Below are 14,304 nucleotides of genomic sequence, written 5' to 3'. Positions count from 1 at the left end.
GCCTATCGCAGCAGCGCCGCCTCCGCCCAGGCGACGGGCTGCGCCGCGGTCGCGATGCTGCCGCGGGCGACGAGTTCGACGATCCGTACGCCCTTGATGTCCGCGCGCAGCGGCGCGGCGGCCATGCCGAACGCCATCGCCGGCGAGGTCGCGAGCAGCCGCCCGTCCCCCCAGACCTCGAACGTGACCGTGCCTGCCTTGGGGGTGCCGGAATCGTTGACGCCGACCTTCGTTGCGAAGCGCGTGAACCCGGCATTGCGCACCTCGAGACGCGACTGGCCGAGCACGCCGAGCCCCGTGTCGAAGTCCGTCCCGGCGATCCGCAACAGCTTGCCATAGAGTGCCCGGTCCGCCTCGGCCCCGCCCCAGCCGCCATATTGCGGATGCTCGCCCGGGCCGTGCGTGCCGATCCAGGGGGTGATCGAATGGTGGATGGTCGGATCGGCCTGGGGCGATGCGACGCCGTCCACCGCCGGATTGACGCGTCCGGTCTGTTCGGAAAGATAGAGCCCGTCGGCAAGACGCCGGGTGCCGGCGGCGCGGAACACGCGCGTCTCGTGCGGGGCCAGCGACAGGGCCATGTCCTTGCGGAAGCTGCTGTCCGCCTTGCTCCACAGGTCGCGCAACCGGACATCGGTATCGGGCCGCAGCTTGAGATGCTCGGCGGTCAGCGTCGCCTTGGCGGGCTGCGCGGTCCGGTTGACGACCGCGACGCCCTTGCTGCCGTCGGCCAGCGTCTTGACGAGGATCTGCACCTCGTCCGAGTCATAGGCGAGCACCGCCTGATTGCCGGCCGGGTCCTGGTTCAGCGCGACGATGTCGGCATTGCCGAAGATCACGAGCAGATCGGGCGTCAGCTTGCGCAGATCATAGCCGATGATCAGCGGCGAGTTCAGCATCGCCCAGAGCGTGAAGTGCGCCCGCGCCTCGACCAGATGGCTGCGATCGAAATCGCCCGACCCGACGAACAGCATGTCGGCGTCGTTCCACGACCCGGGATGCGCATAGAGCGCACGGTGCGTGACGGTGTCCATATTGGTCAGCATGCGCGGCCAGAGCGGCTGGATGTCGTCGCTGGTGCGCGAGGTGTTGCCGACGTCCTTGCCCCAGGCGCGCACGTCGCCGGCGCCCCAGAGGCACAGCGAGTAGACATAGGGACGTCCCGCCGCCTCGGCGCGGATCGCCGCCCCGACATCTTCGTAGAGGCGGCGGATACCCGCGACGTCGGACCGGCCGAGCGACTGCATGTCGACCAGCGGCGGCAGCGCGCGATAGAGGCCCGATCGCACGCGCGGCGCATCCGCGGGCAACCCCCGGATACCGCAGGCATCGACCTTGATGAAATCGAAATTCCAGTCGCGGAAATAGGTCTTCATGTCCTGATCGACATGGCCGTAGAGCCCGACTTCGCGTTCGGCGACGCTGCCTTCGGGCTGGTTCTTGAAATCGGGGGTGTAGATCTGGCCGCAGCTGTTGCGGCCGATATCCGAATAGATCCCGGCCTTCAGCCCCATCGCATGGAGCCGGTCGGTGAGCGGGCGGAAGCTGGTGTCGGGGCCGGTCGCCGCAGACGGGAAATGGCTGGTGCGGATGATCATCCGCCCGTCAGGCTGGCGGCGCTTCAGCCACCAGCCGTCGTCGATATTGACGTAGCGATAGCCGAGCGTTGCCAGCTTCGTGTCGACCAGCGCCTGCGCGGAGGCGAGCACCTTCTCCTCGTCGACATCGCTGTTAAACGCATTCCACGAATTCCAGCCCATCGGCGGGACGGGGGCGTGGCCATCGGCATTCGCGCTCCACCGGCCGGTCGCCGCAAGCGGATCGCGCGGGGCGGCGTGGGCGGGTGAGGCGGCGGCACCGGCGAATGCGAGCGCGGTGCCGAGCCGCAGAACCGAGCGGGCGATCATAGCGGCAATGCCGCGGAAGCGCGCGCGGTGAAGCGTGTCGTCGCGCCCGGAACGCCGGTGCCGGGCTGGCCCGACCCCAGCGTCACGCGGTACGTGCCGGCAGCGACTGATCGCGTGCCGTCGAGCGCGACCGAACTGAGGTCGCGCGGCGACAGGTCGAAGCTGAGCATGCGGGTCTCTCCGGGGTTGAGGTCGACGCGGCGAAATCCGCGCAGTGCGATCCGCGGCGTGCCGGGCCGGTCGGGGAAATCGAGATAGAGCTGCGCGACTTCGGCGCCTGCGCGCTTGCCGATATTGCGGAGCCGCGCGGTGACGCGGATGCCGGTCTCCGCCCCGCCCGGCGCGGGTTCGACCCGGATCGCATCATAGGCGAAGCGCGTGTAGCTGAGCCCCGCGCCGAACGGATAGACCGGCGTGCCGGTGAAATAGCGATAGGTGCGTCCGGCCATCGCATAGTCGCCGAACGGCGGCAGATCCGCGACGCTGCGGTAGAAGGTCAGCGGCAGGCGGCCCGACGGATTGGTCCGGCCGGTCAGGATATTGGCCGCGGCGAGACCGCCCTGTTCGCCCGGGTACCAGGCTTCGAGGATGGCGGCGGCGTGATCCTTGGCCCAGGCGAGATTGATCGGGCTGCCGTTCATCGCCACCAGCACGATCGGCTTGCCTGCGGCGCGCGCCTGTTCGAGCATCGCGATCTGGTCGGCGGGAAGGTCGAGCGTGGTCTTGTCGCCGCCGGCAAAGCCCGGGACGCTGACGCCGGTTTCCTCGGCTTCGAGATCGGAGGTGAGGCCGACGACCGCGACGACGATGTCGGCCGCCGCGGCGGCGCGTTTCAGCGCGGCACCGGGATCGTCCGATACGCGTTTCCAGACGAGATCGACGCCGCCGTCGATCGCGATGCGGTAGCGTCGCCCGGCGGTGAGCGTGAGCGTCTTCATCCCGGGCAGATCGTTCCAGCGCGCCTTGCGACGGTCCGACACGACCACCCCGTCGACTTCCAGCACGCCGCCCGCCCCCGACAGGCCGAGGCGATAGTTGCCGGTTTCGGGGGGGATGAGGTATCCGGTTCGGATCGTCCGGTGCACGTCGGCGACCCCGGCCAGCGCGAGCTGACGGTCGCCGACATCGGGCTCGATCCGGGTCACGACGGGGGTGTCCCGATAGCGCACCGCCGCGACGATCGCGTCGCGCGTGCCGGGGGCAAAAGTGGTCGGCAGCGGGGTGACCGGGTTGTAATAGCGCGCGAGCACGCCCGGCTTGCCGTCGGGGGTCTGCAGCGCGGTGGTCGGAACGCGGTCGCCGTCGGTGACGGACTCGCCGAACGGGACCAGCGTGATTCTGTCAGTGCCGAGCGTCGTGCGCAGGCCGTCGACGATCGAGACGGGCGGTCCCGACAAGGGCGATGCGTAATTGCCGCGCAACACGCGCGTCGCGTCGCCCAACGGCCCGATCACCGCGACCTTCGTCCCGGCGCGCAGCGGCAGGACGCCGTCATTCTTCAGCAACACCATCGACCGTTCGGCGGCGGTCAGCGCGAGCCGGCGATGCTCGGCGGCACCGACCGCGTCGACCGGTACTGCGGCGGGCGCGCTGGCCAGACCGGGCAGATCGCCGGTGCGGTAGCGCGCCGCGAACAGGCGGACGAGGCTGCGATCGATATCGGCCGGGGTGACGAGGTCGCGCTGCAACGCGGTGCGATAGCGGGCGTCGAGCCCCGCCGTGTCGCTCAGCGTATCGCCGCTGCATTCATTGTCGACACCCGAGCGCAGTGCCGCGGCGACCGCGGCCGCGCCATCGGGGGCATATTTGTGGTTGTCGGCAATGTCCTTCACCGCGTCGCAATCGGACACGACATAGCCCGAAAACCCCCAGGCGCCGCGCAGATGCGTCTTGAGCAGCGGGTCGCTGGCACAGGCAGGCTGACCGTTGATGCGGTTATACGCGCACATGACCGACCCCGCCTGTCCGTCGACGATCGCCGCGCGGAACGCCGGCAGGAACGTATCCTCGAGGTCGTGCGCGGAGACATAGACATTGGCCTGGTGTCGCGTGGCTTCCGGCCCGCTATGGACGGCGAAATGCTTCGGCGTGGCGATGACCTGCGGGCGTGCGGGATCGGGGCCCTGCAGGCCGCGGACGAAGGCGACGCCCATCGCCGCGGTCAGGGCGGGATCCTCGCCATAGGTTTCCTGGCCGCGTCCCCAGCGCGGATCGCGGAAGATGTTGATGTTGGGGGACCAGCTGTCGAGCCCGGTGCCGATATGCCCGACCCGCCCGGTTTCGCGCGCCAGCGTGTGAAGCCCGCGGACCTCGGTGCTGATCGCTCCGGCCACCGCCTGGACGAGCGGCGCATCGAAGCTGGCGGCCAGACCGATCGGCTCGGGGAAATTGGTCGTCGCGATCGGGCCCAGCGCGCCGTGGAGCGATTCCGTCCACCAGTTATAGGCCGGAATGTCGAGCCGCGGGATGGCGGGCGCGACGTTGAGCAGTTGGGGCAGCTTCTCGTCCGCGCGCAGCTGCGCGACGAGCGCGGTGGCCCTGACCGTGGCCTGGTCGGGCGCGGTCGGGCTGGTCTGCGCAGCGACCGGGGCCGCGACGAGCGCCATCGCAAGCGCGAGCGACGGGCCAATCGCCGCGCGCCGGGTGGGCATCATAGTCTTGCGCACCATCGTCTTCCCCATGCTCGCAGGACGCCGCCGCCGGCGCGTCACGATAGCGGCGTTTGGAACGGACCGACGGGCAGCCCCGCATCGTCGACCAGGTTGATCGCGGGCGCGTCCGACCAGGCATAGCGGACCCGCGTGACGGGCTGGCCGTCGCCGGGCAGCGTCACCTGCGAGCCGACGACCGTGCCGGATGCGTAGCGACAGCTTGCGGCGGCGGCACCGCACAGCTCGAACCCGATCGCCTCGCGCGCGCTTTTCGCGTGCAGCGCGCCGGTCACGCCGGAAAAATCGAGCGCGACGCCGCCGCCGGGCGCGCGCTGTGCACGGGCGATTGCCGGGCCCGAGGGTGCGATCCGTTCGCCATAGACCGTCGCCCGCATGACCTGGGCAAGCCGCTGCCCCACCGCATGTTTTTCGCCCGGATGGATGTCGAGTGCATCGCCGATGTCGAGCGTGACCGCGACGCCGGCGTGGCGGTCCGCGGCGGCGACGCGCCGCTGTGCATCGCGCACGGTGGCCCAGCCGCTCTCGCCTGGCGCAAAGGACGGGGCTCCGTAGCCGGCGAGCTGGGCGATCGCGAAGCCGGCCTGCGGGCTGCCGAGACGCGTGCGCCAGTCGGCGATCAGCGCGGTGAGACGCTGGTCATAGCCCGGAATGCCGGTGTCGGACTCGCCCTGGTACCAGGCGATCCCGGCGACGCGCGTCCGGCCGAGCGGTGCGATCATCGCATTGTAGAGCGTCCCGGCGCCGTTGATGTCGTCCCACGGCACCCGGGGGGCGGAACCCGCGATCCGCCGCGCCTTCGCATAGCGCCAGCCATCGCCGAGCGGCACGCTGCTCCCGTCCCCGAAGGTGATCCGCATCGTGTCCGCAGGACCGGTCATCCCGCCATAGGCATAGACGTCGTCGTCGTTGACGGTGATGACGTTGCGCCCGGCCTTCAGCGTGCCGACGGGTAGTGCATAGACGCGCGATTGTGAGGCGAGGCTGCTGCCGCCGACACCGATCCCGTTGACCCAGGTCCGGTCGGCATCGTCGATTGTCCCCAGCACGAGCGTGGCGGGACCGCGCGCCTGTTCGGCGGTGATCTCGACGCTGCGCTGATACCACAGCATGCCGTTGTAGCTGGCGAGGTCGGCGATGCCCCAGGTCTCGAAATTGGTCATCGCGGGCACCGCCTGCCAGTCGAGCGCGGCGCCGGGTTGCCACGGCTCGCGCCCGACCGCGTCGCCCGATCCGGTCCGCCACCATGTCTCCCACAGCGTCATCGCACGCCGGTTCGCCGCCCCGGGATCGCGGGCATAGAGCGCCAGCAGATCCGCCTGGTCGCCGAGCCCCGCCTGCCGCAGCGCGGGATCGCTCATCCACGCGCTGATCCGCGACCCGCCCCAGCTCGCATGGATCGCACCGATCGGCACGGCCGCGCTCCGCCGGAGCGCCTGCGCCATGTAGAAGCAGGCCGCGGAGAAGGCGGGCTGGCTCGTCGGGCCGGCGACGGTCCAGCGCACCGCATCGTCGAGCCGCGCGACGGGCGTCGCGGCGGCGCGCTTCGGGATGGTCAGCAGGCGCAGGCTGGGGTCGACGGGTGCATGCGCGTCGGGGATCAGGTCCTGCGCCTCGCTGACCGCCAGTTCCATGTTGCTCTGGCCGGAGCAGAGATAGACATCGCCGATCAGCACATCGTGCAGCACCGCCGCACCGCTCTGCGCCGCGATCGTCAGATCATAGGGACCGCCGGCGTCGAGCGCGGGCAGCTCCGCGGCGAAGCGGCCTACTCGGTCCGCCTTTGCCGTGACCGAACGCCCCGCGAGCGTAATCATCACCGTCTCCCCCGCCGCGGCGTCGCCGGACAGCGCGATCGGCTGACCCCGCTGGATCACCGCGTGATCGGTCAGCACGCCGTCGAGGCGCGGGGCGGCCAGCGCGGCGGACGCGCTGCTGGCGAGAAGGACGGCGAAGGCGAGACGCACGGGCAGGCGTTGCATGATTCGATGGGTCCTCTGGCAGGTCAGACGGGCTGGAGCCCGGAGCGAACGAAACGGTGGATACGATCGCGGTGGTGAGGCGGGCTGGCCACCAGACGGTGTGTCGGGGCGTCGTTTTCGATCGAGCCGGGCGTCACCGCCGTGCGTGCGCGGAGGCTGACGACTATGTCGTTACCAGCCCCGTCTATTGCGGGCAGGGGTAGCGTGTTGCTCTGAATGGCAAAGTCGTGCGCGAAGGCGGGCAGCGCGCAGGTCAACGTGGCAAGGCTGGTCGCGTGCGCGACCGTAGGGCCGCCGCGGGCGAGCGTCGGGTTTTGGGCCGCAACGGTGGAAGCAGCAGACGTCGTCGAGCCCATCCTTGCCTCCCCTCATGGGTCGCATTGCCTCATCGTGCGTGAGGCATGGGCGACCGAATTGCATGTCTCCGACTTCAGAAGGAGATGCGCAATTTAGCATTTGCGATAGCGCTCACACTAGCCTGGATGTCGGGCTTTGCAAGTATTTGTCCGAGTGAAGTCAAAACGGCTCTCAACGCCAGAGCGCCATGCGATCTGGAGCACAATTGATCAGACTATAGGCTCGATGGCCGCCCGGGAGAGGCTGGACCATGAGCGGCAAGATGCGGCTGCTGAGCGCACATTGACGCTCGCCGGCGCTTGAAGTCCGCGGTCGCGGCAGAAGGGAAAAATGGTGCCCGGAGACGGGGTCGAACCGCCGACACTGCGATTTTCAGTCGCATGCTCTACCAACTGAGCTATCCGGGCATCGTCCGATCGGGATCGGATGAAGGGCCGATCGTGCGATCGGAAGGGCGCGTTTAGTCGGGCTCTTCACCGCTGTCTAGCCCCGTTTGCGATATTGCGCGCCCGGGGATGCGATAGCCTTCGCCGAGCCATTGCAGCAGGTCGCGGTCGCGGTGTCGGCTCGAGCAAAAGGGGGCGTAGTCGGAGACCGCGGGCTGGCCGCAGATCGGGCATTTCACGGCGGGCATCAACGGCTCTCCAGATCGTGGACGACGCCCGTACGACGGGCGAGCGTCGCCAGCCAGTCGGGGTGCGCCATGAGGCGGGCATGGACCGCGGCGGGCAGCGCATGGCGCCGCGGGGCGGTCGGCGGGGTGCGCTCGAGTGTGCGCAACGCGGCGCGGGCGGCGGCACCGACGGGATCGGCGCGCAGGATCTCGGGGATCGAGGCGCGGGCGCGCGGGCGGATGATCTGCAGGAAGCCGAAGCCGTTGACCGCGGTGCGCTCGAACGGGGGCGGCAACGACGCGTCGATCGCCGCGGCGACGGCGTTTCGCTGGGCCTTGCCGGCGATGGTGGGGAAGTCGACGCCGATCGAGCCGCCGATCCCGTGGCGGCGGATCGCGCGCGCGACGGCGTGCGCGGCGGCGACCGCCAGCGGGTCGAGCGGCGGCGCGCCGTCGACATCGAACAGCGTCATCGCAGGCGTCGGCGACAACCGCAGCGCGCCGAGCGGGAAGACGATCTCGCCGCTCATCGCCTCGTCGAGCAGTTCGGACCAGCCCGCGGCCTCCAGCGCATCGGGCTCGTGCGCGCGCGGGGCATGGATCGGCAGGCCGGTCGCGACGAGGCGGTCGTACAGCGTCGGCGCGGCGCAGGGCGACCGGTCGGTGGCGTTCGCCTTGGCGAGCTTGGCGCGGCCGGCCTCGGGCAGGGCCTCGCGGACGATCTCGACGGTCAGGCTGGCGCCTTGCGTGATGCCGGGCGGCAGATGGCTGACCAGCGCCTCGCCGCCGTCGAGCGCGACGCGGCCGCGCCCGCCGCCCAGCGCCTCGACGAGACGTGCGCGTGCGACATGGCCGACGCGCAGCGCCACGTCGTCGCGCTCGATCAGCGCCTCGACGATCTGGTCATTCTCGACCAGCGCGGCGCGGTCTTCGCCGATGCCGGCTTCGTAGAGCCAGACGGGGCCGGGTTCAGGCAAGCGCGAGGCCGGCGGTCTTCAGCAGCGCGCGGGTTTCGAACAGCGGGAGCCCCACGACCCCCGAATGGCTGCCCGAGAGAAAGCGCACGAACGCCTCCGCGCGGCCCTGGATCGCATAGCCGCCCGCCTTGCCGAGCCCTTCTCCGCACGCGATGTAGTCGTCGATCTCGGCGGTCGAGAGCGGCTTGAACGCGACGATCGTGTCGGCGAGGCGGGTGCGGACGGTGCCGGCGGCGTCGATCACGCAGACCGCGGACAGGCAGTGATGACGTCGCCCGGACAATTTGCCGAGCAGGTCGCGCTGGATGTCGGCCGTGTCGGCGGGCGGCAGGATGCGGCGGCCGAGCGCGATGGTGGTATCCCCGGCGATGACGATCTCACCCGCGGCGCGATCGACCGCGCACGCCTTCTCGACCGCGAGACGCAGCGCATAGGCGCGCGGCACTTCGGCCCGGTGGGGGCTTTCGTCGATATCGGGGGACGCAACGCGCGACGGCACGACGCCGAGCCGCGCCAGCAGGTCGCGGCGGCGGGGCGAGGAGGAGGCTAGGACGAGCACAATTGCCTCGATCTTGCTGCACGACCGCGGACGACCCGCGGCCAGCGCTTATTTGAAGCGGTAGGTGATGCGACCCTTGGTCAGATCATACGGGGTGAGCTCACACAGCACCTCGTCGCCGACCAGCACGCGGATGCGGTTCTTGCGCATCTTGCCGGCGGTGTGACCGAGAATCTCGTGGTCGTTTTCGAGCTGTACCCGGAACATCGCGTTGGGGAGGAGTTCCACCACGCGTCCGCGCATCTCGAGCAGTTCTTCCTTGGCCAAATATAATCTCTGAATTGGGGGAATTTCGGGACGAGCGCCCTTACCGCAGCTTGGCGAAAAAGGAAAGCACGCCCGAAAGGCGCGCATGGCCCTTATGCCCATACGCGCCCCTCAGACCTGGATGTCGGTGTTCGCCGCGTCCGAAACAAGGGCGCGTCACAGCAGCCCGGGCTGTGTGCCCGTGGCTTCGCGCGCGGCGCGGCGGAAGGCGGCGCGGTCGACATTGGGGATCCGCGGCCGCTTGCCCTGGAACAGGTCGGCGAGCGTGAGGATCTGAAGCCGCGGGAACGTCTCGTCGACGCCGGCGCGGTAGATGCCGACCGCGGCGGCGCGGCGCTCCATCTCGCGCGTGGGCCTGGCGTTCATGATCAGCACGCCGATCGGCGCCTTTTCGCGCGCGATCGTCGCCGCGAGCGTCTCGACCATCGTCACATCGGGATTGAGCCCGCCCTTGACCGAGACGATCGCGCGGTGCGTGACCATCTTTCCTGCGGCGACATCGTGATCGTTGAAATAGATGAGCCCGTCGATCCCGCCATCCGCCCCCTTCTTGCGGCCGCCAAAAGGGAGCGCATCGACCAGCGACACCGCCCACCACTGAAACTGGTATTTGTCGCGCAGCGCCAGATCGCGTGCGGAGGCGAGGTCCTTGGGGGTGCCTTCGACCGTGAAGGTGACGCGGGGAAACGCGTCCTTCATGCGCTTTTCGATCAGCGAAATGGCGAGATGCGTGATGTCGATCCCAATCCATTGCCGGCCCATTTTCTGCGCGGCATGGACCGCCGTGCCGCATCCACAGAACGGATCAAGCACCACGTCGCCTTCGTTCGACGACGCGCCGATGATGCGTTCGAGCAGGGCCACCGGCTTCTGGGTCGGATAGCCGAGACGCTCCCGCGACACCGGGGCGATGATAGGAATGTCCCATACGTCGTTCATCGCGACGCCTGGCGACGTGCCGCTCTCCTGCGTGGGATTGCGGGTTCCGTCGGGAGCGAAGGTCACTTTCTGCATCGCCCCGCGCCAACGTTTGATCGAACTCGCCGACGGGGGCATCGTCAGAACGTTGAACAGATTGCCCGTTTCGGTCTTACTGTAGAACAGCAGGCAGTCGTGCATCCGTTGAAAGCGGTGGGAGACCGTCGGCCAGCGCCGATAGCTCCAGATGATCTCGTTCTGAAACTGCCGTTTGCCGAACGTCGCGTCGAGAAGAAGTTTCAGATAGTGGCTCGCGGTCGGGTCGCAGTGGAGATAGAGGCTGCCGGTCGGTTTCAGGACGCGGTGCAGTTCGAGCAGCCGCACTGCCATCATCGCCAGATACGCCATCATGTCATTGTCGCCGAGAAACCCGCGCATCGCGTTGAGCAGGTCGAATGCCTTGGTGTTGCCGCTGCGCGCGACCTGGTCGAAGGCTTCCTCGGCGCTGTCGTTCCAGTGCCAGCTGTCCTCGAACGCCTCGATCTGCGCGTTCGAGGCGCGGCCGTCGGGTTCCTTGAACAGGATGCCGTAGGTGGCGTTCGAATTGAACGGCGGGTCGAGATAGATCAGGTCGACGCTCTCGTCGGCGATCTCCTTGCGGAGGACGGCGAGATTGTCGCCATAGAAGAGGTGGTTTTCGGGGCGGTTGCGCATCGGGGCAGGATGCGGGGGCAAAAGCCGGTCCGTCCAAGCCAGATGCATCCGCGGACGGTCTATCGGGTCCGTTACGGCGGTATTGGCGGGGGGGTGTTACGGAGGGGGCAGCGCGTGCCGCCCCCTCCGTCAGGCTGCACCTGCTACCTCCCCCTTGCGGAGGAGGATCGTCGAGTCAGCCCACCCCGCCGCCGGCCAGCGCGGCGAGCAGTAGCAGCGCGACGATGTTGGTGATCTTGATCATCGGGTTCACCGCCGGGCCGGCGGTGTCCTTGTAGGGATCGCCGACGGTGTCGCCGGTCACCGCGGCCTTGTGCGCCTCAGATCCCTTGCCGCCGTGGTTGCCGTCCTCGATATATTTCTTGGCATTGTCCCAGGCGCCGCCGCCGCTCGTCATCGAGATCGCGACGAACAGACCCGAGACGATCACGCCGAGCAGCATCGCGCCGAGCGCGGCGAAGCCCGAGGCCTGGCCGGCGACCGCGGTGATGATGAAATACACCGCGATCGGCGACAGCACCGGCAGCAGCGAGGGCACGATCATCTCGCGGATCGCCGCCTTCGTCACGAGATCGACGGTGCGCGCATAATTGGGGCGGCTGGTGCCAAGCATGATGCCGGGATTGTCGCGGAACTGCGCGCGGACCTCCTCGACGACCGCGCCCGCCGCGCGACCGACCGCGGTCATCCCGAACGCGCCGAACAGATAGGGGAGCAGCGCGCCGAGCAGCAGCCCGACGATGACGTACGGGTTGCTGAGGCTGAAATCGACCGTGACCTGCGGGAAATAGGTCGCGAGATCGGTGGTATAGGCGCCGAACAGGACGAGCGCGGCGAGCCCGGCCGAGCCGATCGCATAGCCCTTGGTCACCGCCTTGGTGGTGTTGCCGACCGCGTCGAGCGCGTCGGTCTTCTGCCGGACGTCGTCGGGCAGGCCCGCCATCTCGGCGATCCCGCCGGCATTGTCGGTGACCGGGCCATAGGCGTCGAGCGCGACGACCATCCCCGCCTGGGCGAGCATCGCGGTGGCGGCAAAGGCGATGCCGATGATCCCGGCAAGCTGGTAGGCGACGATCACCGCGACGACGATAACAAGGGTGGGCAGCGCGGTGGATTCGAGGCTGATCGCGAGGCCTTGGATGACGTTGGTGCCGTGGCCGGTCTCGGATGCCTTGGCGATCGACTGGACCGGGCGGTGGTTGGTGCCGGTATAATATTCGGTGATCCACACGATCAGCCCGGTGACGACCAGCCCGATCATCATCGACCAGAACAGGTCCATGCCGGTGAAGCTCTGCGTCAGTGACGGCGCGGCCTGGGTGGTCAGGTCGTCGGTCGCGGGATCGAGATAGCCTGCGCCGCCGATCACGCGGTGGAGGTCGCCGAGCACGTACTGCGTGGCGAGGTAGATGGCGGGGATCGACAGGATCGTCGAGGTGAAGAAGCCCTTGTAGAGCGCGCCCATGATGCTGCCGCCGCCGAGCCGGACCATGTAGGTGCCGATGATCGAGGTGACGATGCACACGCCGCCGACGAGCAGCGGGAGCGTCATCAGCCGCATCAGCTCGGCGCCGCTCGCCTGGATCAGCAGCGCGATCGAGATCATCGTGACGCCCAATGTGACGACGTAGGTCTCGAACAGATCGGCGGCCATGCCCGCGCAGTCGCCGACATTGTCGCCGACATTATCGGCAATGACCGCGGGGTTGCGGGGGTCGTCCTCGGGAATGCCTGCCTCGACCTTGCCGACCAGGTCCGCGCCGACGTCGGCTGCCTTGGTGAAGATGCCGCCGCCGAGCCTCGCGAAGATCGAGATCAGCGAGGCCCCGAAGGCGAGCGCGGTCAGTGCCTCGACGATGATCCGGTCGTTGGGCGCGTGACCCGCGGGGCCGGTGAGGTACCAGAAGAAGGCGCTGATCGCGAGCAGCCCGAGCCCTGCGACGAGCATGCCGGTGACCGCGCCAGAGCGGAACGCCATGGTCAGCCCGGCCTGGAGCGAGGTGCGCGCGGCCTCTGCGGTGCGGACGTTCGCCCGGACCGAGATGTTCATGCCGACATAGCCCGCGACCCCCGACAGCACCGCGCCGATGACGAAACCGATCGTCGAGATTATGCCCAGCGTGGCGAGCAGGATGACGGCGACGATGACGCCGACGATCGCGATCGTGGTGTACTGGCGGCCGAGATAGGCCTTTGCGCCCTCCTGGATGGCGGCGGCGATGTCCTGCATCTTCGCGTTGCCGGGGGATGCGGCGAGCACCTGCCGACTGGTGACGAAGCCATATAGGACGGCGATGACGCCGCAGATCATGGCCAGATAGACGGTCGTCATACGGCACTATCCCTTTTTTCAGTTCCTCCCCGGTCTCGGCTTTGCCGAGTCCCGTCCAAGGAACCTATCAGTGCAGGGGTATTGCGCAAGCGACCGTCAGGCGCGGTGCTCATAGCCTAGACTTGGCGGCAGCGGGACGGGCGTGCCGGCATCGTGAAGGACCAGCCCCGATCCCGTGAAGAACGCCCCTATTCGGGTGGCATCGGTGGCGAAATCTTCGGGTGCGGCGAACAGCAGCTGATAGTCGTCGCCGGCGGTCGCTGCCGCGACCCGGTCGCCCGAAACCCTGCGATAGGCGTCGGAGAGGGGGATGGCGGCGAGATCGATCGCGACGGCGAGGCCGCTGGCCAGCGCCATGCGCGCAGCGTCGATGAGCAGCCCGTCGGATACGTCCATCATCGCATGGACGTGGCGGGCGAGGCGGCGGCCATCGGCGAGGCGGGGCTGCGGGCGGCGATACGCGGCGAGCAGCTTGGCCGGGCCAGCCTTGCCGAGCGCGATCGCCAGTCCTGCGCCGGCATCGCCGATCGTGCCGGTGACGTAGAGCGCGTCGCCCGGCTTCGCGCCGGCGCGGGCGGGGGCGGCGGCGTCGCTGCCGAAGGCGGTGACGGTGAGGATGCGGGGTGCTCCCGGGGGGAGGGTGACCGTGTCGCCGCCGATCAGCCGCGTGTCATGGGCCGTAAGGATGTCGGCGAGGCCTTCGAGGAACGCGCGGTCCCATGCGTCGTCGCCGAGCGGGTAGTTGAGCAGGATGCCCTCGGGGACCGCACCCTTGGCGGCGAGATCGGACAGGTTGGTCGCGACGAGCTTCCACGCGACATCCTGCGCGGGGTCGGTGGGAAGGAAATGCACGCCCTCGACCAGCGTGTCGGTGGTGACGACGAGGGGCCCTGCGTCGAGCAGCGCCGTGTCGTCGTTCAGGCCGCGCGCCGCGGGGTGGAGCGGGAGGCGGCGCAGCGCGGCGATGAACTCGGCTTCGGTCATGTCCTCCGCCAATACAGCAGCGTCA

General features: G+C 68.9%; 11 protein-coding genes and 1 tRNA gene. All 12 read right to left on the bottom strand.

Translation table 11 applies throughout. The features are described 5' to 3' along the window. Nucleotides 1-2: 2 nt before the first annotated feature. Complete coding sequence (locus tag IFT71_RS17265) at nt 3-1,907, bottom strand: NPCBM/NEW2 domain-containing protein (protein WP_192142487.1); 1,905 nt, start codon at nt 1,905-1,907, stop codon at nt 3-5. After that, entirely contained in the window at nt 1,904-4,576 is a 2,673-nt protein-coding gene (locus IFT71_RS17260; protein WP_446740771.1) for a glycoside hydrolase family 3 C-terminal domain-containing protein, read from the bottom strand. Before IFT71_RS17260 ends, IFT71_RS17265 begins: the two co-directional genes overlap by 4 nt. A gap of 38 nt (nt 4,577-4,614) precedes the next feature. Beyond that, entirely contained in the window at nt 4,615-6,558 is a 1,944-nt protein-coding gene (locus IFT71_RS17255; RefSeq protein WP_192142486.1) for a sialate O-acetylesterase, read from the bottom strand. A 23-nt stretch (nt 6,559-6,581) separates the two neighbouring features. Next, nucleotides 6,582-6,914, bottom strand: a complete 333-nt coding sequence (locus IFT71_RS17250; RefSeq protein ID WP_192142485.1) for a hypothetical protein — start codon at nt 6,912-6,914, stop codon at nt 6,582-6,584. A 332-nt stretch (nt 6,915-7,246) separates the two neighbouring features. Beyond that, nucleotides 7,247-7,322: transfer RNA gene (locus IFT71_RS17245), tRNA-Phe, on the bottom strand. Nucleotides 7,323-7,375: 53 nt separating this feature from the next. Then, on the bottom strand, nt 7,376-7,549 hold the full coding sequence (locus tag IFT71_RS17240) for a DNA gyrase inhibitor YacG (protein ID WP_192071526.1): 174 nt from the start codon (nt 7,547-7,549) through the stop codon (nt 7,376-7,378). Continuing rightward, nucleotides 7,549-8,505: a ribonuclease gene (locus IFT71_RS17235; RefSeq protein ID WP_192142483.1), complete on the bottom strand. Its 957-nt coding sequence runs from the start codon at nt 8,503-8,505 to the stop codon at nt 7,549-7,551. The genes IFT71_RS17240 and IFT71_RS17235 overlap by 1 nt, the downstream gene beginning before the upstream one ends. Next, on the bottom strand, nt 8,498-9,067 hold the full coding sequence (locus IFT71_RS17230; RefSeq protein WP_192142642.1) for a Maf family protein: 570 nt from the start codon (nt 9,065-9,067) through the stop codon (nt 8,498-8,500). The genes IFT71_RS17235 and IFT71_RS17230 overlap by 8 nt, the downstream gene beginning before the upstream one ends. A gap of 45 nt (nt 9,068-9,112) precedes the next feature. Further along, nucleotides 9,113-9,331 carry a translation initiation factor IF-1 gene (gene infA, locus IFT71_RS17225; protein WP_031441079.1) on the bottom strand — a complete coding sequence of 73 codons (219 nt, stop codon included), beginning with the start codon at nt 9,329-9,331 and terminating at the stop codon, nt 9,113-9,115. Nucleotides 9,332-9,487: 156 nt separating this feature from the next. Then, nucleotides 9,488-10,963, bottom strand: coding sequence for a DNA methyltransferase (locus tag IFT71_RS17220; protein WP_192142481.1), 1,476 nt, complete (start codon nt 10,961-10,963; stop codon nt 9,488-9,490). A gap of 175 nt (nt 10,964-11,138) precedes the next feature. Continuing rightward, nucleotides 11,139-13,295 (bottom strand): sodium-translocating pyrophosphatase, encoded by a 2,157-nt coding sequence (locus IFT71_RS17215; RefSeq protein WP_192071528.1) that lies wholly within the window; start codon nt 13,293-13,295, stop codon nt 11,139-11,141. Between the two features lie 96 nt (nt 13,296-13,391). Then, on the bottom strand, nt 13,392-14,279 hold the full coding sequence (gene thiL, locus IFT71_RS17210) for a thiamine-phosphate kinase (RefSeq protein WP_192142479.1): 888 nt from the start codon (nt 14,277-14,279) through the stop codon (nt 13,392-13,394). Nucleotides 14,280-14,304 lie beyond the last annotated feature (25 nt).

Source organism: Sphingomonas sp. CFBP 13733 (assembly GCF_014841795.1).
Taxonomy (GTDB): domain Bacteria; phylum Pseudomonadota; class Alphaproteobacteria; order Sphingomonadales; family Sphingomonadaceae; genus Sphingomonas; species Sphingomonas aerolata.
This window is presented reverse-complemented; position numbering and strand designations above follow the sequence as displayed.